Origin of the sequence: Litorimonas sp. (assembly GCA_029936425.1) — a bacterium.
Lineage (GTDB): Bacteria > Pseudomonadota > Alphaproteobacteria > Caulobacterales > Maricaulaceae > Litorimonas.
Genome location: JAPYSU010000006.1, coordinates 39,213 through 59,343 on the forward strand (window position 1 = coordinate 39,213; position 20,131 = coordinate 59,343).

Sequence of the window (20,131 nt, forward strand, 5' to 3'; positions counted from 1 at the left end):
TGCTCATTTACTTTAGGACTATCAATTATCTGCTTTGGACAAAGGAATCGTAAGGGTCGCCACCAGTCCCGTCTTGGACCAGTCATAGGTCATTTCACCGGACAGTTTCTTGGTCATGGTATCGATCAGCCTGCTACCGAAACCGTTCTTTTCGGGAGGGTTTGATCCTTTTTCAGACTGCTCTTTCCAGATTATCTTGAGCCTATCGTCTGGCTCAACGGACCATGACACGGACACACTGGAATGTTCGCTGGATAAGCCCCCATATTTGACAGCATTTGTCGATAATTCGTGGAATATAAGACCCAGGGCGGACATATAGGTTGAATCCAGAGCCACGGAGTCGCCAGAAAATTTAATACGGTCATCAGCAGAATAGGTCGCGAAAATGACTTCAAAAAATTTGTGCAGTGAGGTTTCCACATGCAGACCCAGACCATTGGTGAGTTCATGCGCTTTTGCCAAAGACATAATGCGTTCGCGTGTTATTTTTGCCGCTTCCTGAGCGGACTCCGTTTCGCGTCCGCCCATAGAAACCAAAGCGGAAATCACAGCAAATAGATTACCAATTCTGTGATTCAGTTCACGGGCTGTCAATTCGATCTGTTCTTTGGCCTTTACCAGACCTTCTTCATGATTTTTCTCTGTGGTGATGTCATAATTCACCCCGATGAGATGTTTCTCCCCCTTACCTTCGAACCCATCGGATGATCTTGCAATGCCAAGAAGCCATCGCACATTGCCAGAGGTTTCAATCACTCTAAATTTCTCTTTAAACTCGTAATTTGAGTCTGAAAGGGCCTGCGACATGCTTTTGGAAACGCGCTTGGCATCATCCGGATGTATACGGTTCATTATGACTTCCAGGTCTACTTCCTCCCCTGACGTCGTCTCTAGGTCGAACAGATTATTGACCTGCTCATCAATCTTGCTTTTCTGGCTTTCCGGATAATATTCCCAGACGCCTATATTGGCGAAGGCCAGGGCTTGTTTCCGGCGCATTTCATTAAAGGCGGTTTTTTCGGTAATATCCCATTGAGATCCAAAAAAGAATCTTAGCGTTCCGTCTTTGTCGAAAATAGGCCCTAGATGAAGGGCGTTTACAAACGATGATCCATCTTTGCGATAATTCAGAAGTTCAACAACAGTATTGCTTCGGTTCTTAATGGCATCTCGAATTTTTTCGACGGCCATGGTTTCAGATTTGGCGCCTTGCAGAAAACGGCAATTTCGTCCCAAAATCTCGCTTTCACTATAACCCGTTAACGCAACAAAAGCGTCATTGGCGAAAACGATGGGATTGTCCTCTTGTGCAGGATCCGTCAGGCAAACCGCAAGACGGCCTTGTGACATCGCCAAATTGAAAAGGGTTTCAGATTCGGCGTCGAATTCATATGCTGGGGCATTTCTCTGAAAGTTTTCAAAACTTTCATTCTCTATTTTTTTATCCATAGCAGGAGCGTCATATTTGTTATTAAATGCTTTGTTTTATTTTAAATGAAGCCTTCCCCGGGCATGTCAACTCTTGAATAACTCTCTGTCATTGTAAAAACAAGTGATGAGCCTCAAATTTAGAATTTCCCATTGTTTTTACATCTGCGATTGAATAGGCCCGCCCATAGACGGGTTATCGCAAATGTATGACAGGGAAAAGATGTATGAGCGTTCATTTTCATAAAGGGGATATCCCTTCTAATATTGAGTTCGGCAAGACCATTGCCGTGGATACCGAAACGCAAGGACTTTCCCTTGTGCGGGACAAACTCTGTCTTGTGCAACTCTCCAGCGGAGACGGCGAGGCCCATATCGTTCAAATGAATCGCGACACTTATGATGCACCGAATTTAAAAGCTCTGCTCTCCAACCCCGAAGTTGAAACACTTTATCACTTTGCCCGATTTGACGTCGCTATATTGAAGCGCGATCTGGGGGTAGATGTTGGCCCTGTATTTTGCACCAAAATTGCCTCTGGCTTGGTGCGGACCTATACAGATCGGCATGGCCTCAAGGACATCTGCAAAGAACTTTTAAATGTCGATTTATCAAAACAGCAACAAAGTTCCGACTGGGCCTCTGACGAGCTGTCTGAAGCTCAGCTAAGCTATGCCGCGTCTGATGTATTGTACCTGCACCAGTTAAAGACCATTTTATCAGCCAGACTCATGCGCGAAAACCGATATGATATGGCCAAAGCCTGTTTTGACTTCTTGCCCACGCGGGCTGCTCTGGATCTGGGCGGATGGCATGACGTGGATATTTTCTCCCATAGAATGCGCCGGGCCGATTAAGACCTGAGAAACTGCCTTAACAAGTCGTCATTTGCAGGATTTCCTCCTACACTTTGCATTTGCTCTGCCCTATAGCGTTAAACCATGAATGCTGTCAGTTCATCTCCGTCTTCTTCCACTCGCGATAACAGCGTCGCGGATGCGCTTGGCTTGTGGGAGCCTAAACGCACTTTAACGCTGGAGGCGGCCCGCCGTCATACGCAGCGCATTCAGACCCTTCGCAAGGTTCTTATTGGCCTGGCCGGACTTTTAGTTCTTTTTCTGATTTTTCAATTTGTCGGTAGCGGCACAAAAACCTTTGATGACCCCAATCCAACCGAATCCGTGAAAATGGTCAATCCACGTTACAGCGGACGAACCTCTGATGGCCTTCCATTTTATCTGACCGCAGACACGGCCACACGTAAAATGGCAAACCGCACGGAAGTGGCGCTTGTCAAACCCGTGCTTGAATTTATTCGCGCTGATGAGGCAGCTTCGTCTTTCGTATTGGCTGATACGGGAACTTATGACGACGTTAAAAAGATCCTGAACCTTCGCACGGATGTGAATCTGGAAACAGATGACGGTTATATTTGCGACACGACCCATGCCCGAATTTTCGCGCGTGACAAAAGACTGGAAGGCGACGAACCGATTGCCTGCGCCGGAAATTTCGGAACGGTCAATGGCCGGGCTTTCGAAATCAATGACAATTACAAGGAATTTGTTTTTAAGGACGGTATGGACGCCGTCATTAGCCAAGATCCGGCCAAAAGCCAGTCAATAAGCCAAGAGGGAAGCTCACCTGACAGTCAATCCAGTTTTGCTTTTGGCGGAGACGGCCCCATTGATATCACCGCTGATCGCGCGGTCTATATCGGCGGACAAACCGACCTGTTTGGGGATGTGGTGGTCACTCAGGATGGAGCGACGATTTATTCCGATACGATGAATATATTCAGGAGCGAGGCGACGTCCGAAGCCGATGGATCTTTGCAATTGGGTGAGGTCAATAAAATCATTGCGACGGATAACTTCAGATATAAAACTGCTGAAAATGATGTGACTGGCAATCGGGGTGTTTACGAACGGGATAAAAACCTTATCACGGTGACAGGGGACGTTCTGGTCAAACAACCCGGCGGCAATACGGCGAAAACCGATAAGCTGACCTACAACACAATAACGGAGACCATACGTTTCTCCGGGAATTGTCAGGGTCGGGACTGCGGACCGGGCGGTCGTACACGTGTCGTGATACAGAACGGGAATTAGAAAAGGCAAAAAGTGAGGATGATTATGCGAATGATGAAATCAATATCTGTCATAGCAATCGCGGTAGCGGGACTTTTTGCATTGCCCGCTCAAGCACAGTTCGCTGGAAATTCCGGAGCGCCCATCACAATCGATGCAGATGACAGTCGTCTGGAGGGCGGACTTGCTATTTTCACAGGTCAGGTTGATGCCCGTCAAGGTGACGTGCGTATACTCACTGACAAGATGACAATTACCGGACGCCAAAACGGAGGGTCTGGTATTGAGTCCGCAATGGGCGATATCGAGAAAATCGTCGCTGTCGGAAATTTTTATTATATTACCCCGACCCAAGAAGTCCGCGGAGAACAAGGCATTTACACCCAGTCAGATAATAATTTCACCGTGACGGGGGATGTTATCCTTTTGCAGGATGACAGCGTTGTGACGGGCGACAAGCTTATCTATAATCTGGATACGGAAGAAGCCCGCGTTGTCAGCGAATGCCAAGGCCGACAATGCGGACAGAAAAAGCGCGTCCGCGTTTTAATCAAAAGCTCGGGTAATGCCGAAGAGCCGGCCAGCTAGGCCGCGCAACAGGCAAATAGAGCAGATAAAAGATTTTTCATGGCTGACGAGACACCCACTTCGACGATAACGCCGCCTGCCACAGGATTGGCCGCAAATAATATCGGAAAGGCCTATCGCGGACGCGTTGTGGTCAAAGATATTACCCTGACCGTCCAGCGCGGCGAGGTCGTGGCCCTCATGGGGCCGAACGGCGCCGGGAAGACGACAAGCTTTTACATGATTATGGGCCTGATCGAGGCCGACCGCGGTATGATTACACTGGACGGTCAGGATATTACGTCCCTCCCCATGTATCAACGCGCCAGACTCGGCGTAGGCTATCTGCCGCAGGAGCAGAGCATTTTCCGCGGTCTGACGGTGGAAGAGAATATCCGCGCCGTTGTTCAGCTCACCGAAAAAGATAAATCCAAATGGGCCGACACCGTTGACGCCCTTTTGGATGAGCTCAATATCGGCCATATCAAAAACAGCCCGGCCTTAGCCCTGTCCGGCGGAGAGCGTCGCCGCGTCGAAATTGCCCGTGCTCTTGCCTCTCGCCCAAGCTTTATGCTCTTGGATGAGCCCTTTACCGGCATTGATCCTATCGCCATTGCCGATATTTCAGAATTGGTTTTGTATCTTAAAAAGCGCGGCATAGGTATTTTAATTACCGATCACCGCGTGCGCGAAACTCTGGATATCGTGGACCGCGCTTCCATTCTCTTCCAGGGAGAAGCTCTGTTCGAAGGCACGCCGGACGAGATCCGCGCGAACAAAGATGTGCGGCGCGTCTATCTCGGTGAAAAATACGCCTAGCCCCCCGTTAAGCCTTATGCCTCTGAATATCTCTCACTCTCTCCTGGTCGAAGACAATGCCATTATCGCGATGGACTGCGAAGATATGCTACGGGATCTCGGCGCCGAAACGGTAGGAGTTTGCGCGACAGTTGAAGAGGCTCTGTCCTACATATCAAACAATGCCGTGGATTTCGCTTTACTGGATTTGAATATCGGCTCGGAAACAAGTCTTCCCGTGGCCGCCCTTCTTGGTAAAAAACAGACGCCGTTTCTCTTTGCAACTGGAGAGGAGGGAGAGCAGGATATTGATTCCCTTGAGCTAAAAACGGTTATTTTGCAAAAGCCCTACACCGCAAATGGACTTCAAGAGGCCTTGGGTACTCTTGAGAAAGTCGTTCAGTAACACTTTAATATCAGTCCCTGAATTCAAAAAACCCGCCTTCTGAAAGCGGGTTTTCTTATATTCAATTTCAGGTCTTTTAGGACTTGGAGTTCTGACGCGCCAGCAGGTCACGGATTTCGGCCAATAGAACTTCATTGGCAGGCGGGGCAGCCGGAGCGGCCTCTTCCTTTTTCTTCGCGCTATTCATCGCCTTGATAATGAGAAACATCACAAAAGCGACAATGATAAAGGTGATAAGAGACGTCAGAAAGACGCCCACATTAATAACCCATCCCGGATCAGTGACCGTGCCGTCCGCTGCCACGACTGGAGCTTCAATTTCCCATCTCCATTCAGACAGGTCGATGCCGCCCATAATGGGCTGCAATAAAGGCATGAAAACGCCGTCGATAAAGTCTTTGGTCACGGTCGCAAAAGCGGTTCCCATGACAAAACCTACCGCCATATCGACGAGATTACCTTTCATGGCGAAAGCTTTAAATTCAGAAATCATTCCCATGGATGTCCCCTTTTTCGGATCAAGTTTGGCGCAACAACTGCCCAGTTATTACTGCACAAACCCTGAAAGTGGGTCAATAAGGTAATTTTAAAGGAATGGCCAAATGACCTGAGAGACTTATTTGTCTTTCGACGCATCAATACTTTCGCGCAGGTCTTTACCTGTGCGGAAGAACGGAACGTGTTTTTCCGGAACAAAAACATCCTCGCCGGTCCGGGGATTACGGCCTGCGCGGGCTTTACGGTGGCGAACGGAAAAGGCGCCAAAACCACGAAGCTCAACCCTGGCGCCGCGTTCCAAAGTCTGGGTCACGGACTCTAGGACAACGGCGACAACCCGCTCCATATCATTACGGGTCAGGTGCGGATTTTCATCGTGGAGTTTATCAATGAGTTCAGAACGAAGCATGAAAAGCTTATAGCCCGTTCGCCCCGCCTCCCGTCAAGGAGATTCACAAGAACCGTGAATTTTGAATTAAAAAAAACCCGCCCTCCGGAAGGAGAGCGGGTTTAAAGTTTTAAGTCTAGCCGAAAAGGCCTAGTTGTCGCCTTTCAAGGCCGCGCCGAGGATATCCCCGAGAGATGCGCCTGAGTCAGCGGAACCGTATTGCTGCACAGCTTCTTTCTCTTCAGCGATTTCGAGCGCTTTGATGGAAAGTGTGTAGCTACGTGTCTTACGGTCAACGCGGGTAATCAGAGCGTCAACCTTGTCACCAACAGCGAAACGCTCTGGACGTTGCTCGGAACGCTCACGGGACAAATCACCCTTACGGATAAAGGCGGTTGTTTCCGCATCGTCTTCGCCAAAGGTCACTTCGATACCACCGGAGTTCACTTCTTTTACGGTACAGGTCACAACTGCGCCGCGGTTTGCGCCGCTTGCGCCGGCTGGCATTGTGTCTTTGAGGACTTGCTTTACACCCAAAGAGATACGCTCTTTCTCAATATCGACTTCGAGGATTTTGGCTTCAACCATGTCGCCTTTTTTGTAATCCTGAAGGGCTTCTTCGCCTGACTTCTCCCAGGAGAGGTCTGACAAGTGGGCCATCCCGTCAATGTCGCCGTCGAGACCGATAAACAGGCCAAACTCTGTGACCGAGCGAACTTCGCCCTTGATCGTAGAGCCAACGGGGAAGCGGTCTGTGAAGCTGTCCCAAGGATTTTCCTGAACCTGCTTGATACCCAAGGAGATACGGCGTTTCTCTTGATCCACTTCAAGGACTTCGACTTCGATTTCCTGAGATGTAGACACAATTTTGCCCGGGTGGACGTTTTTCTTTGTCCAGGACATTTCAGAGACATGGACGAGGCCTTCAACGCCTTCTTCCAATTCAATGAATGCACCGTAGTCAGCGATATTCGTGACAGTCCCTGTATGACGGGTCCCGACGACGTATTTCGCAGACGCGGCGTTCCACGGATCTTCCTGCAATTGTTTCATGCCGAGAGAAATGCGTTGCGTCTCTGGGTTAATACGGATGATTTTGACTTTGACTGTGTCGCCCACATTCAGAACCTGGGAGGGGTGGCTGACGCGGCGCCAGCTCATGTCTGTAACATGAAGCAAACCGTCAATTCCGCCGAGATCAACGAACGCACCGTAATCGGTGATATTCTTGACAACGCCTTCACGTGTTTCGCCTTCAGCCAGCTGGCCGACAAGCTCCGCGCGTTGCTCTGCACGGCTTTCCTCGAGAATAGCGCGACGTGACACAACGATGTTTCCACGGGAGCGATCCATTTTCAGGATCATGAAAGGCTGGTCTTCATTCATCAGAGGACCCACATCGCGTACGGGGCGGATATCGACTTGGGAACCCGGCAAGAAGGCATTGATGCCGCCGAGATCAACGGTGAAGCCGCCTTTAACGCGGCCAACAATAGCGCCTTTGACAGGCTCTTCAGCCTCAAAGAATTTCGCCATTTTGATCCAGCTTTCTTCGCGGCGCGCTTTGTCGCGCGACAGAACAGCCTGGCCAAGAGCATTTTCAATACGTTCTAGATAGATGTCGACTTCGTCGCCAACAGCAAGTTTTTTATCATCGCCCGGCGTGTAAAATTCACGGAGGTCAACGCGGCCTTCAGTTTTAAGGCCGATGTCGATAATGGCCGCATCTTTTTCGATGGCGGTTACGACACCTTTGACAACTGTGCCTTCTTCCATTGAATTCGTCTCGAAAGACGCTTCAAACATAGAGGCAAAATCATCGGTGGATGGATTCATGGATTGAGCTTCGCTCATGAGTGGAACTCCAAAATAAGGTCCTGCCTACGGATCAAGCCCGCGGTCTAGCCCGGCCAATCCGGGCGTCAATGAAAACGTGAAAGGGAGGGAAAACCGCCAGTTTCGCGCTGATGTCTGTCGGCCTTTGGAAAAGCCAGAGAAATCGAGGGGCGTATAGGCGTGTGTTCTGGGAATAGCAAGGGGGTTGGTCAGGGTTGTTGTTCCGAATGCGCGGTCAGCGCGCCATAGCCATCTCCACTGCCTCGACCGCCGCTTCAAACGCCAGCAGGGTCGACGTATGACGGGCCGGATAGGCGGAGACGCCTTTGAGCAATTCTAGCCGGACAAAACGTCCTTCAGGCGTGGGACCGCCTGACTTTAAAATGGCTTTCAAGGCATCCCGCGCCTCTCTCAATTCTGGCAAGGTTGCGCCGACAATCTGCTCTTTCAGAATTGCCGCGCTGGCTTGCCCGAGAGCGCAAGCTTGCACGCGCAGAGCCGCCTCATCCACGGCGTCGCCGTTCATATTGACGTCAATTTCCAGCCAGGATCCGCAGAGTTTTGAAACTTTCCGCGAGGTGCCATCAGGCGCTTCCAAACGCTCGTTTCGAAGGGCCGAAGACAAAGTCAGAATATCACTGTTATAGAGGTCATCCATCACGTCCCCTATATAGGCAGGTCTTTCAATTTATCCATATACCTTTCACTTTGCGGCAGCTTTCCCATATAGTTGTTATAATTCAAGCAGGAGAAACTCTTATGCCTTCAGCCGCCCGTGGAAAAATTTACGACAACATTCTGGAAACGATGGGCGGAACGCCGCTCGTCCGTTTGCCGCGCATCACCGAAGGCGTGCCGGCCGATCTTGTTTTCAAACTTGAGTTTTTCAATCCGGTTGCGTCTGTCAAAGACCGTATCAGTATTGCCATGATTGAGGATTTGGAAAAATCCGGCAAGCTCAAACCCGGCGGAACGATTATCGAACCTACTTCCGGCAATACAGGTATCGCGATTGCCTTTGCCGCCGCCGCCAAGGGTTATAAAGCCATTCTTGTCATGCCCGAAAGCATGTCGATTGAGCGCCGCAAGATGATGAAACTGCTCGGCGCCGAGCTCGTCCTGACCGACGCCGCAGGCGGCATCCCCGGCGCGATAGAAAAAGCGGAGGAGCTGGTCAAGAACACGCCCGGCGCGGTGCAGGCCGGACAATTTACGAATCCCGCCAACCCGGCCATTCATTACGCCACGACTGGCCCGGAAATCTGGACGGATTGCGACGGTAAAGTTGATGTGTTTATCGCCGGGGTCGGCACAGGCGGGACGCTCACGGGCGCAGGGCGTTATCTGAAAGAGAAAAATCCTGATTGCCAAATCATTGCCATTGAACCGACGGGATCGCCTGTCCTCTCCAAGGGCGAAAAAGGGCCGCATAAAATTCAAGGGATTGGCGCCGGCTTTGTCCCGGATGTATTAGATAAAAGCCTGATTGATGATGTCGTGCTGATCGAAAATGAGACAGCGTTCGGGACGGCAAAACATGTCGCCGCAGAAGACGGCGTTCCAGTCGGCATTTCGTCCGGCGCGGCCATAGCCGCAGCGCTGAAAGTCGGGGCTCGCCCCGAAATGAAAGGCAAACGGATTGTTACGATTATTCCAAGCTTTGCCGAGCGCTATCTGTCTACACCGTTATTCGAAGAAGATGTTCCGCCGGCAGAAGGTCAGAAATCCAACGCGCCTTGATCCATGACTCCGAGTCAAATTGAGCGGTATGCCCGGCATCTGGTTTTGAAAGAAATCGGAGGCCCGGGTCAGGCCGCCTTATTGGATGCCAAAATCGCTATTGTCGGCGCGGGCGGCCTCGGGGGACCTGCAGGGCTTTATCTGGCCGCAGCAGGCATAGGGCACATTACGCTCATTGATGATGATGAAGTCGATTTGTCAAACCTGCAAAGACAGATTCAATTTTCAGAAAGTGATATTGAGAGCTCTAAGGTTGGTAGTCTGGCCAAAAGGCTTTTAGGGCTTAATCAAGATGTTTTTATTCGGCCTCTTTGCCAAAAACTGACAAAAGAAAACGCTGCAGACCTTCTTCAGGGTCACGACCTTATTCTGGACGGCGTCGACGACTTTGAAACGCGTTATGCCATTAACGAGGCCAGCCTCGCCTTGAAAATTCCTCTTATCTCGGGCGCGCTGGGTCGTTTCAATGGACAGATCAGCCTGTTTAATTCCGCCCCTGACGCGCCTTGTTATCGCTGCTTGGTCCCGGACATTCCGCCTGATGCAGAGACCTGCGCTCAAGTCGGTATCATTGGCGCTCTCGCCGGCGTGATGGGGTCTCAAATGGCTTTGGAAGCCATCAAATTCATAACGCAGTCAGGACAGTCTCTGTCAGGGCGTCTTTATGTGTTTGACGGTTTGCAAAGCGAAAGCCGGACCCTCGCCCTCCGCAAGGATCCGGCCTGTTCTGCCTGCAAGACTACCCCCTGACGTTTACAAGCAGATTAGTCTCTAATGTAACGGCGTTTTGCCTGAGCGCGCAATTCTGTGCGGTTATAACCATATCCGAAACGATTAAATCCATAGCCTCTAAAGGCTGAAAAACGCGACCCAACCAAAGTCCGGGTGCGGCGGCGGATTAGATCGCGTTCCAGGGCTAACTGCTCGCGTTCTTCAATATCGATCCGCCGGGATTCCAGCTGCGTATTGATCAGGGCCTGCTGGCGAGAGGCTTCTAATGCCTCACGTTGATTAAAATCAGACCGACTCGTGCGCGGAGTTACAGATTTGGTGTTATGGCGATAAATCTGAACGCCCTGTTCGCAACTGACCGAATAGGGGCCGCTAACTGTGCCGCAAGCGGCCATGGCCTGCACTGGAAATAGCAAGGCAGAGGCGGCGAGAATCAAAATAGTGCTTTTCATACAAAACTCCTGACAGGAGATTGTTTTCACACTTTGTTAACACTTTCCACGCTTTACAAGTGTCAGGCGAGAGAGGTAGCCGTTTTACATCCACTTTAGACAGTCAGTTTATACTGGCTTAAATAATCGAAATCCTCCCGACACGCCGCTCTCAATTCATGGTGTATTGGATCTAGTTCAACAGGTGCCAAGTCTGGAGGTGTAAAAGTTGTCGAGTTTTGAACGGATTTATACCAATAGGGCGCCCAAGCTCCGTCTTCCGCTCGCCCGCCGCTTTCCCATTGCAGCATCGCCACATCAAAGGGAATCCCGAGAGCTTTACACAGCGCGGAGAGAGCGGTTTCCGGCGTCCGGAGAATATCCAAACTGTCGATCACCGGCGGAACATGTCCCGTAAGTTTTGTAAGTTCGTCAAATAGCCTTCTTTGCGCCCTAAAGCCAAGGTCCTCCAGATCAAATGCGTTTCGGCCTCTCGCATAGGAAGAAATAACGCGCTCTGGCTCACGAATTAAAAAGAAATGTTTCGCTTGGTCAGCCCACCCCATAGGAAAACCAGCTAGCATATGGTGCGGCATGTGCTTTTGAAAACAATAAGGTTTATCTGTTTCAGGAAACTGACAGAACTTAGCTACCTTTATCGGATCTGTTTCGTGACGCTTTAAAGTCTCCGCACGACCGGGATGGTCCTTTCCGGATTCCAACAGATACGGAGCAAAGAACGGCTCGTCCATGACGGCGCAGTCTGCCCTCGCCCCGAAACTTCTCATCATGGCCGTCGAGAGATTGCGTGGGCCAGACCACATCGCAATTATTTGGCTCATGCTTTTGCCGTGTCCTTATGAATTAGTTCGAGATATAACCTTTGAAGTTTTTCAACCATCGGGCCTCTTTTCCCAGAGCCGATCTGACGGCCATCGATCGACCCCACTGGCGCCAGGCCGGCAAATGTGCCCGTCGTAAAGGCTTCATCGGCGCTGTAGCATTTGGTCAAAGAGAAGTTTTTCTGAAAGACGGGAATGCCATTGGCGCGGCAAATATCGATTATCTTGCCGCGTGTGATACCGCCCAGACAATAGTCTCCGCTGGAAGTCCAGACTTCGCCTTTGCGCACAATAAAGAAGTGGGTTGAATTGCACGTCGAAACAAATCCTTGCGGGTCAAGCATCAATCCTTCATCCGCTCCGGCTTTGATGGCCTGGATACAGGCCGTAATGCAATTGATCTTGGAATGAGAATTCAGGGCGGGATCCTGAACATCTGCCCGACCGCGCCTGACCGAAACCGTATAAAGCGATAGCGCCTTCTCCGCTGTTTGCGGATCAGATTTCTTAAACTCCGGAGCAATAATAATTGTCGGCTCGCTAACAACGACTCGCGGGTCTTGATAAGGCGTGCTGCGCAAGCCCCGTGTCAGCATGAGGCGAATATGGACATCTTCCTGCATGTCATTTTTGGCTAATGTCTCGTAAATCCTTTCGGACAAAGTTTCTCGGCTCAGGCCAATATCAATATCCAGCGCTGCCGCGCCTTCCCAGAGACGGTCAAGATGGTCATCTAAAAACGCAATATGGCCATTGTGAACCCGCAGGCCCTCCCAGACCCCATCACCGAGCATAAAGCCGGAATCGAATACATTCACAACAGCTTCGGCCCGGCGGACAAGACGTCCGTTTACATTGAAATAAACCGTCTCATTACGGGAGTCGGGTATATAAGCATGTGACCCGTAGGACATTCAGGTCTTTACTCGTCCAGGGAACGATAGGCCTGGCGCACCATGTTTTTTTGGTCGATAAAGGAAGACAATTCCTTGTACTCGTCCAGGGTTACAGTTTCCACCGCCTCATCTATGGACATTCCGCTGTTTTTAACGGCTCTTACCTGGCTTAAAATATCCACCAGAATGTCGCGGGTTTCCTGTAAATCGGATTTGGTCGCCATTAGGCCGTGACCGGGAATGATTTTTGTCTTCTCATCCACCATTGCCAGGACTTTATCCTGCGCGGCAATCATGCCTTCCAGATTTCCGCCTGAATCGATATCGACGAAGGGAAACAGACCATTGAAATAGTTATCCCCCATATGGATGATGTTGGCCGGCATAAAGGTGACCATGGAATCGCCGTCCGTATGGGCATGCGGCACGTGATGCGCTGTGGCGGTCTGTCCGTTGAAATGAAGCGTTGCTGTGTCTGAGAAAGTCAGGGTTGGCCAGACCTCTTCGCCCGGCGCGGGGCGTTCTGTCTCAGCCGTATTTTTTTCGAAATTGGACACCATGCGCGCGCGGACATTGTCATGGGCGAGGATTGTCGCCCCGGTTTCCTTCATTTCCGCATTTGCCCCGGTGTGGTCGCCGTGAAGGTGCGTATTCAGAACAAACCGAACCGGTTCGTCCGTAATTTCCCCAATTCGAAACAGGATTTGATCTGCAAAGCGCGAAAATTTGTCATCAATGATATACACGCCATCTTCGCCGACACTCACGCCAACATTCCCGCCTGGTCCTTTCAGGATATAAAAGTTCTCGGCGATCATTTCTGATGAGATATCAGGGGCTGTCAGGGTCTCGGTCATGTCATCCTGATTTTTATTCTGAGCATGATTATGTGCACTCGCAATTGTCGAAAGGCCAAGCGCAAGCGTGAGAGTGAGCAAGCTGGAAGTCATAAATTTCGTCATAATCATTTTCCTTATGAAGCGAGTGAAAGACGTGTGCCCGGGGGCAGAACGCGGTCGGGACAGGCATGGTGGTCCATCATCGCCCGAATATTGATGAGGACTTTTTCGCCCATTTCCTGACGGCTCTCAAATGTAGCAGAGCCGATATGCGGGGCGAGAATGGCATTGGGCAGATCCATCAAGGACGGGTCTGGCTGTGGTTCGTTTTCGTAAACATCAAGACCTGCCCCTGCAATCTTGCCTTTGGCCAGCGCGTTCGCCAAAGCAGCCTCGTCAATTATCTCCCCGCGTGACGTATTGACGATATAACTGTCCGGCCTCATCAAGTCCAAACGGGAGGCATTGATTAAATGATGTGTGGCAGGCGTCGAGGGGCAATTGACCGAGACAATATCCACGGCGGTCAACATACTGTCGAGGTCTTCCCAATATTTCGCGCAAAGGCTGTCTTCTATACCTTTGGGGACTCGGTGGCGGTTATGATAATGTACGGATAAGCCAAATGCATGGGCGCGGCGCGCCACCGCCTGTCCAATTCGGCCCATTCCAATAATGCCAAGGGCCTTGCCGCGGACGCGGTGGCCAAGCATATGGGTCGGCGTCCAGCCCTTGAACTCTCCGGCCCGCATCCGGCGGTCGCCTTCGACCAGACGGCGGGGCACAGCCAGAATGAGCGCCATGGTCAAGTCCGCTGTGTCTTCCGTCAAAACGCCCGGCGTATTGGTAACGGTAATGCCTTTTTCATAAGCCGCCGCAACATCAATATGATTGGTTCCAGCGCCGAAATTCGCGATAAGCCTGAGTTTGGAAGACGCCGCCTCAATCACCTCTTTTGTGATGTTATCCGTTACGGTTGGGACAAAGACATCGCAATTGGAAATAGCGGACTTTAACTCGGCCTCGGTCATCGGCGTGTCATCTTTGCGTAAACGCGCTTCAAAGAGATCCCGCATGCGGGCCTCGATAGTGTCCGGCAGCCGGCGCGTGACATGAACGATGGGGCGTTTTTGCATAGACTATCCTTTATGAGCTAATTAAGCGCTTTTACAACGCAAAACTCAAGTCCGATACTGGCCGAATAACGCGAATCTTTTGCGTTTTAACGACCGATTAACCCAAATCAGGTCAGGTCGCCCTATGGGCAAATTTTTACGAGGCCGCCCCTCTCTGGCGGTATTCATTGCAGTTTTTCTAGTAACGGGAACGGCCGCGGCGCAAATTAATGCGGCCTCTCCAGCGGTCACGACCGAAGTGAAGGTTTCAACAGAAACGCCAAAACGTCAGGTCAAGATCGAGCCTGTTCCTGCCACGCCTTCAGACGGATTTTTTCGGAAAGCCGCCAATCGGACCCCCTCCGGATTTGAAGTTCCGAGATATGTGAGTCTGAAGTTCGGCAAGGTAAATGGCAGAACCGGGCCGAGCCGTAATCATTCTATTGCCTGGCAATATCGACGTCGGGACTTACCCTTAATCGTCGTGGCCGAAACGGAAATGTGGCGCAAGGTTCGCGATATTAACGGCGACGAAGCCTGGGTCAGAAAACCTGCCTTGTCCGGCGAACGGTTTGTTATGGCCATGAAAGATATAGTTTTGATGTCAAAACCCGAAACAGGCGCCGACGCTGTCGCTCGCAGTGAAACCGGCGTCCTCTTCAGATTGGAGGAGTGCAACACGGAAGGCTGGTGCCGCATTAAAGCCCGTAACGGCCTCAAGGGGTGGGTGGTAAATCATCAGCTTTGGGGCGCGCAAAATTTGTAATTCGTCTATTGAATTAAAACGGAGGTTATTATGTTAAGTGCTGTTTTCCTCGGAATTATTCTACTCCTCATAGCTTCCATTTTTGTAGGGGCTCTAATTTAACTGTTCCAAGCTCTAGCTCTGCTATTTAAAAAAAACCCCGGTTTTTTGATATTTTTACGGCGTGAACCTAACCCTAATTATGGCTTTCAATCTTTGCAGCTGGACAGTTTTCTAGCCATGTGATGATTTTCCTTGTTCCTAAGAATGACTTGCATTAACGGTCGTTCAAATTTTGAAACAGGAATTATCATGCCATTCAATCGACTGGGAATACTTGTCACAACTGTCGCTCTGAGCGCCCTAAGCCAAGCGGCTTTTGCGCAAACCTCTTCGGGCGGGGAAATGGACGAGATTATTGTCACGGGACAAGCCTCTCAAGTAGAGCTGACAAAAGAATATGCGGGCGATCAGGTCGCGCGCGGCGGACGAGCGGGTCTTCTCGGAAATCTGGATTATCTCGACGCGCCTTTTTCCGGGACGGCCTACACATCCGATCTAGTGCTCGCCCAGCAATCCGAGAGCGTTGGTGATGTTCTGCAAAATGACCCGGTTGTCCGCGTGGCCAAGGGCTTCGGTAATTTTCAGGAAGTTTATATTCTGCGGGGCTTCCCGGTCTTTTCTGATGATATTACCTTAAACGGCGTTTACGGCATATTGCCCCGCCAATTTGTGGCGGCTGAATTACTGGAACGGGTCGAGGTCTTTCGCGGCGCGAACGCGTTTATCAACGGCGCGGCCCCGGGCGGGAGCGGCGCTGGCGGCACCATAAATCTGGTGTCTAAACGCGCGCCGGCAGACGGAATCCGCCGCGTCACGCTCGGGTTTGAAGGCGAGAGCCAGTTTTCCGGAGCGGTTGATCTGGGCCAGCGTTTTGGCGAGGGAGAAAATTGGGGCGTCCGGGCCAATGGCGTCTTGCGCGACGGCGAAGGGGCGATTGAAGGACAGGAAACGGACTTAAAGGTTCTCTCGCTGGGTACAGATTATGCCGGGCCGCAATTTCGCTTTTCGGCGGATATTGGATATCAGGATAATCATATTGATGCGCCGCGTCCGCAAGTCACGCCTTTGGGCGATATTCCAGAGCCGCCAGACGCCAGCGGCAATTTTGCGCAGCCTTTCACTTTCTCCGATGAAAAGCAGCTTTTTGCCGCCGCGCGCGGTGAATATGACCTCACAGAGTCTATCACGGCCTGGGTTGGGGGCGGTTTCCGCGAAGGCGAAGAAGACAATGACCTTTCTAATCCCAGGGTTGCCGCTGACGGCACGTTGACGTCATCTCGTTTCGTCAATACACGGGAAGATTCTATCCGCTCCATCGATGCGGGTCTTCGGGCAGAATTTGACACCGGGTTTATCGGGCACAGCGTCGTTGCCTCAGGGACTTTTGTTGATCTTGAATCCAAAAACGCCTTCGTCTTTGCGGACTTTGGCGGTTTTCCAGCCGGGACTTTAAGTAATCCGTTGGCTTTTGCGCCGCCTCCTACAGATGCTTTCATCGGCGGTGATTTAGCGAATCCGCTGGTGACAGAAGCCTCTCAAAATACGAGTTTCGCCATCGCTGATACCTTATCTTTTGCGGATGGACGCATTCTGGCGACCTTTGGGTTGCGCCAACAAAATATCGAAACCCAATCCTTTGACGCGACCACTGGCGATTTGTCTTCCGGCTATGATGAAAGCAAGGTGACCCCAGCTGTCGGTCTGGTCTGGAAAGCGACCTCTCAGCTGTCAGTTTACGGCAATTATGCCGAGAACCTGCAACCCGGCGCAACGGCGCCGAATGTGAGCGGCGGCCTTCCGGTTGAAAATGGCGGGGACGTTTTGGAGCCTTTTGCGGGCGAGCAGATCGAGGCCGGCCTGAAATATGACGGCGGTGATTTTGGCGGCACTCTCAGCGTCTTTTCTGTAAACCGACCGAACGGGATCGTCGAAAACCAAGTCTTTTCAGCCGATGGGGAACAGAGAAATCAGGGCATAGAGCTCTCTGTCTTCGGCGAACCCATCACAGGCTTTCGCGTCCTTGGAGGCGCAACAGTTCTGGATAATCAGCTGGAGAAAACACAGGACGGCGTAAATGAAGGCAATACGTCGGTCGGAACGCCGGAATTTCAGGGCAATATCAATCTTGAATATGATGTTGCCGCAATCCCCGGCCTGACTGTTGATGGTCGTCTGGTTCACACTGGCGAACAATTTACCAATGCCGCAAATACAATAGCCGTGGACGCCTGGACGCGTTTGGATCTGGGCCTGCGTTATACAGTCGAAATGAGAGAAACGCCTGTCACATTGCGCGCGCGCCTTGAGAATGTGACCAATAATGACTATTGGGCCTCGGTTGGCGGTTTTCCCGGTGCCAACTATCTTATCTTGGGTAATCCGAGAACGCTTTCTCTTTCCGCGTCAGCCGATTTTTAACTAGGGCCTGAATATCAAAAACCGCAATGGTATAAAAACGTCTACAGTCAGGACATGGAGCTGGATTCACAAATGGAGCAGCTTGGTTTGCACGCTGTTCCTGCTGATGCTGTGTCTGACGGGACTCCCGCTGATATTTCATGCCGAAATTGATAGCGCGCTCAACCCGCCGGACTGGCAGCCTGCTAATCCCGGCGGTGAGCTCCTAAGTCTGGACGATATTCTGAAAACAGCCTTGATCGAGGCAGATGGCGCTCGGCCGCTCTTTATGAGTTTTGATACGGATCGCCCGGTCGTGAATGTCACAACCGAAGCTGATCCGGATATTGCCGGGTCTCAATTTCTATTCAATTCCTTCGATGCGACCAGTGGAGATTTGGTCCCGCCGGCCGATAAAGGCGGAAAAATCATGGACTTCATTTTACAGCTTCATACCGACATGTTCCTTGGCCTGCCAGGCATGTTGTTCCTCGGGTTTATGGGGTTTTTATTTGTCTTAGCGGTTGTGTCCGGCGTCGTCCTCTACGCGCCATTTATGCGAAAACTGGATTTTGGAACTGTCAGAACAAAACAATCAACCCGGCTAAAATGGCTCGATTATCACAATCTTTTGGGCGTGGTCACGGTCGCCTGGGTTTTGGTTGTCGGCATCACCGGCATAATTAATACGCTTGAAGAGCCAATTGTCGAGACATGGAAAGCCAATGATTTGAAAGATCTTATCGCCGCCCATCAGACCGGAGAAGTCGTAGCGGCGCAAGCCTCTCTCGATGCGGCCGTGAAACAAGCCGTCGCGACAAGCCCGGATAAAATCCTCCAATTCGTCGCTTTTCCTGGAAGCTCTTATTCGACGAACTCCCATTACGCGATATTTCTTCACGGGAATACGCCCTTAACAGAGCATTTGATTACGCCCGTCCTTGTGGATGCGGTGAGCGGCGATTTTGTTGGATTGCGAGAAATGCCTTGGTATTCCAAAGCGCTTTCCCTTTCCCGCCCCCTTCATTTCGGAGATTACGGCGGGCTTTTCCTGAAAATTCTCTGGGCCATATTGGATGTCCTGACAATCATCGTTCTCGTATCGGGACTTTATTTATGGCTTAGTCGGGGCGGGCGGAAAGTGGTTGTACCATGAGTCATCCTCTCTCGCCTAAAATCTACCCATCTCTCAAAAGACGACCGCGGAAAACGCTCGTTCAGATATTTGTAATCCCTCTCGCCTTGTTCGTTTTTGGATTATTCGGGCTCATTTTAGCCCTTTTGGAAACAGGCTGGGTCGATATCGTGGCCGGGTTAGCCCTAAGCACAAGTCTGGTGACCCTCCTCTGGGCGCGGTATCTAAAGAGATGAATTTGCTAATGCTTCCCCTTCAGAGCTCGTCCGGCGACGGCGTCCAGCTTTGCCAATAATTTCGAGTCCCGATTTTCAGGAGAGGTAATGAGCGCCACATCCAGATTGGTTTCTATTCCTTGAGGTCCGTTTTCTCTTTCGGTTCCTGCAAGAGAATTGACCAGAATTCGTACTGTTTCGCGCGCTTTATCGGCGTTTTTCAACAGCACTTGTATGACCGCCGCAACATCCACATTTCCGTGGACGTCGTGCCAACAGTCATAATCCGTCACCATGCCAATTGTGGCATATGGAAGTTCGGCCTCGCGGGCGAGCTTGGCTTCGGGCATATTTGTCATGCCGATGATATCACAGCCCCACTGACGATAAAGCTGGCTCTCTGCACGCGTGGAAAATTGCGGGCCTTCGATGGCGAGATAGTTTCCGCCGCGATGCACGTTTGCGCCCGCCGCCTCGGCGGCGTTGGCCGCCAGTTCTGCGAGGCGCGCGCAAACCGGGTCGGCCAGGCTGACATGGGCCACGCACCCCTCTCCGAAAAAGGATTTTTCCCGCTTGAACGTGCGGTCAATAAATTGATCGACCACCACAAAATCGCCTGGCGGGAACTGCTCCTGCAAAGAGCCAACTGCTGAGAGCGACAAAATATCCGTGCACCCGGCGCGTTTCAGCGCATCGATATTGGCGCGGTAATTAACGTCGGAGGGGGACAGAGCATGGGCGCGGCCATGACGCGGCAAGAAACGAAGCTTAATGCCGTCCAGCTCCGCGAATAAAATCTGATCTGACGGCTTGCCCCAGGGCGTCTCTATTTCGACCCACTCCCGGTTATCCAGCCCGTCAATATCGTACAGGCCTGACCCGCCCAAAATGCCAATTACCCAGTCTTTGCTCATATTCTTCTCCATAAAACTGCCATGGCAGAGACCATCGCTTTGCTCAAGCT

22 protein-coding genes are annotated in these 20,131 nt (G+C 51.2%); 11 read left to right on the forward strand and 11 right to left on the reverse strand.

The genetic code is table 11. From position 1 onward, the window contains the following. Positions 1 to 21: 21 nt before the first annotated feature. Positions 22 to 1,452: a PAS domain S-box protein gene (locus tag ACN0IC_RS07380; RefSeq protein WP_416878127.1), complete on the reverse strand. Its 1,431-nt coding sequence runs from the start codon at positions 1,450 to 1,452 to the stop codon at positions 22 to 24. A gap of 206 nt (positions 1,453 to 1,658) precedes the next feature. Here ACN0IC_RS07380 and ACN0IC_RS07385 point away from each other — a divergent pair, with 206 nt between their 5' ends. The 5 genes from ACN0IC_RS07385 to ACN0IC_RS07405 all read left to right on the forward strand — a co-directional run bounded on the left by ACN0IC_RS07385 (position 1,659) and on the right by ACN0IC_RS07405 (position 5,295). Further along, positions 1,659 to 2,288 (forward strand): ribonuclease D, encoded by a 630-nt coding sequence (locus ACN0IC_RS07385; protein WP_416878128.1) that lies wholly within the window; start codon positions 1,659 to 1,661, stop codon positions 2,286 to 2,288. 84 nt (positions 2,289 to 2,372) lie between these two features. Continuing rightward, positions 2,373 to 3,545 carry an LPS export ABC transporter periplasmic protein LptC gene (lptC, locus tag ACN0IC_RS07390; RefSeq protein ID WP_416878129.1) on the forward strand — a complete coding sequence of 391 codons (1,173 nt, stop codon included), beginning with the start codon at positions 2,373 to 2,375 and terminating at the stop codon, positions 3,543 to 3,545. A 30-nt stretch (positions 3,546 to 3,575) separates the two neighbouring features. Beyond that, on the forward strand, positions 3,576 to 4,112 hold the full coding sequence (locus ACN0IC_RS07395; RefSeq protein ID WP_416878130.1) for an LptA/OstA family protein: 537 nt from the start codon (positions 3,576 to 3,578) through the stop codon (positions 4,110 to 4,112). A 39-nt stretch (positions 4,113 to 4,151) separates the two neighbouring features. Next, entirely contained in the window at positions 4,152 to 4,910 is a 759-nt protein-coding gene (gene lptB / locus ACN0IC_RS07400; RefSeq protein WP_416878131.1) for an LPS export ABC transporter ATP-binding protein, read from the forward strand. A gap of 16 nt (positions 4,911 to 4,926) precedes the next feature. After that, positions 4,927 to 5,295: a response regulator gene (locus ACN0IC_RS07405; protein ID WP_416878132.1), complete on the forward strand. Its 369-nt coding sequence runs from the start codon at positions 4,927 to 4,929 to the stop codon at positions 5,293 to 5,295. A gap of 76 nt (positions 5,296 to 5,371) precedes the next feature. Here ACN0IC_RS07405 and mscL read toward each other — a convergent pair whose 3' ends face one another. The 4 genes from mscL to ACN0IC_RS07425 all read right to left on the reverse strand — a co-directional run bounded on the left by mscL (position 5,372) and on the right by ACN0IC_RS07425 (position 8,675). Further along, positions 5,372 to 5,794, reverse strand: coding sequence for a large conductance mechanosensitive channel protein MscL (gene mscL / locus ACN0IC_RS07410; protein ID WP_416878133.1), 423 nt, complete (start codon positions 5,792 to 5,794; stop codon positions 5,372 to 5,374). A gap of 117 nt (positions 5,795 to 5,911) precedes the next feature. After that, complete coding sequence (locus tag ACN0IC_RS07415) at positions 5,912 to 6,202, reverse strand: integration host factor subunit beta (RefSeq protein ID WP_416878134.1); 291 nt, start codon at positions 6,200 to 6,202, stop codon at positions 5,912 to 5,914. A 129-nt stretch (positions 6,203 to 6,331) separates the two neighbouring features. Beyond that, complete coding sequence (gene rpsA / locus ACN0IC_RS07420; protein WP_416878135.1) at positions 6,332 to 8,035, reverse strand: 30S ribosomal protein S1; 1,704 nt, start codon at positions 8,033 to 8,035, stop codon at positions 6,332 to 6,334. 217 nt (positions 8,036 to 8,252) lie between these two features. Then, positions 8,253 to 8,675 (reverse strand): iron-sulfur cluster assembly scaffold protein, encoded by a 423-nt coding sequence (locus ACN0IC_RS07425; protein WP_416878136.1) that lies wholly within the window; start codon positions 8,673 to 8,675, stop codon positions 8,253 to 8,255. A gap of 101 nt (positions 8,676 to 8,776) precedes the next feature. Between ACN0IC_RS07425 and cysK the strand changes: the two genes are divergently transcribed. Together cysK and ACN0IC_RS07435 are read left to right on the forward strand one after the other, a co-directional pair. Continuing rightward, a complete protein-coding gene (gene cysK, locus ACN0IC_RS07430; protein ID WP_416878137.1) occupies positions 8,777 to 9,757 on the forward strand; it encodes a cysteine synthase A in 981 nt (326 codons plus the stop codon). Positions 9,758 to 9,760: 3 nt separating this feature from the next. Next, entirely contained in the window at positions 9,761 to 10,507 is a 747-nt protein-coding gene (locus ACN0IC_RS07435; RefSeq protein ID WP_416878138.1) for a HesA/MoeB/ThiF family protein, read from the forward strand. Positions 10,508 to 10,521: 14 nt separating this feature from the next. Here the strand turns inward: ACN0IC_RS07435 and ACN0IC_RS07440 are convergent, their stop codons facing one another. The 5 genes from ACN0IC_RS07440 to ACN0IC_RS07460 all read right to left on the reverse strand — a co-directional run bounded on the left by ACN0IC_RS07440 (position 10,522) and on the right by ACN0IC_RS07460 (position 14,633). Then, positions 10,522 to 10,941, reverse strand: coding sequence for a hypothetical protein (locus ACN0IC_RS07440; RefSeq protein ID WP_416878139.1), 420 nt, complete (start codon positions 10,939 to 10,941; stop codon positions 10,522 to 10,524). 95 nt (positions 10,942 to 11,036) lie between these two features. Further along, positions 11,037 to 11,762: an HAD family hydrolase gene (locus ACN0IC_RS07445; protein ID WP_416878140.1), complete on the reverse strand. Its 726-nt coding sequence runs from the start codon at positions 11,760 to 11,762 to the stop codon at positions 11,037 to 11,039. Then, the gene (locus ACN0IC_RS07450) at positions 11,759 to 12,676 is read right to left on the reverse strand and encodes an aminotransferase class IV (RefSeq protein WP_416878141.1); all 918 of its coding nucleotides are present in this window, start codon (positions 12,674 to 12,676) and stop codon (positions 11,759 to 11,761) included. Before ACN0IC_RS07450 ends, ACN0IC_RS07445 begins: the two co-directional genes overlap by 4 nt. Positions 12,677 to 12,684: 8 nt before the next feature. Continuing rightward, positions 12,685 to 13,620 carry an MBL fold metallo-hydrolase gene (locus tag ACN0IC_RS07455; protein WP_416878142.1) on the reverse strand — a complete coding sequence of 312 codons (936 nt, stop codon included), beginning with the start codon at positions 13,618 to 13,620 and terminating at the stop codon, positions 12,685 to 12,687. Between the two features lie 11 nt (positions 13,621 to 13,631). Continuing rightward, entirely contained in the window at positions 13,632 to 14,633 is a 1,002-nt protein-coding gene (locus ACN0IC_RS07460) for a 2-hydroxyacid dehydrogenase (protein WP_416878143.1), read from the reverse strand. Positions 14,634 to 14,757: 124 nt separating this feature from the next. Between ACN0IC_RS07460 and ACN0IC_RS07465 the strand changes: the two genes are divergently transcribed. The 4 genes from ACN0IC_RS07465 (at position 14,758) to ACN0IC_RS07480 (ending at position 19,188) form a co-directional block, all read left to right on the forward strand. After that, positions 14,758 to 15,378 carry an SH3 domain-containing protein gene (locus ACN0IC_RS07465; protein WP_416878144.1) on the forward strand — a complete coding sequence of 207 codons (621 nt, stop codon included), beginning with the start codon at positions 14,758 to 14,760 and terminating at the stop codon, positions 15,376 to 15,378. A gap of 291 nt (positions 15,379 to 15,669) precedes the next feature. Further along, positions 15,670 to 17,838 (forward strand): TonB-dependent receptor, encoded by a 2,169-nt coding sequence (locus ACN0IC_RS07470; protein ID WP_416878145.1) that lies wholly within the window; start codon positions 15,670 to 15,672, stop codon positions 17,836 to 17,838. A 31-nt stretch (positions 17,839 to 17,869) separates the two neighbouring features. Beyond that, positions 17,870 to 18,973: a PepSY-associated TM helix domain-containing protein gene (locus tag ACN0IC_RS07475; RefSeq protein WP_416878271.1), complete on the forward strand. Its 1,104-nt coding sequence runs from the start codon at positions 17,870 to 17,872 to the stop codon at positions 18,971 to 18,973. Then, the gene (locus ACN0IC_RS07480; RefSeq protein ID WP_416878146.1) at positions 18,970 to 19,188 is read left to right on the forward strand and encodes a hypothetical protein; all 219 of its coding nucleotides are present in this window, start codon (positions 18,970 to 18,972) and stop codon (positions 19,186 to 19,188) included. The genes ACN0IC_RS07475 and ACN0IC_RS07480 overlap by 4 nt, the downstream gene beginning before the upstream one ends. 5 nt (positions 19,189 to 19,193) lie before the next feature. On the opposite strand, the gene ACN0IC_RS07485 is transcribed toward ACN0IC_RS07480, so the two are convergent. Next, positions 19,194 to 20,081 carry an S-methyl-5'-thioadenosine phosphorylase gene (locus tag ACN0IC_RS07485; protein WP_416878147.1) on the reverse strand — a complete coding sequence of 296 codons (888 nt, stop codon included), beginning with the start codon at positions 20,079 to 20,081 and terminating at the stop codon, positions 19,194 to 19,196. Positions 20,082 to 20,131: the final 50 nt, after the last annotated feature.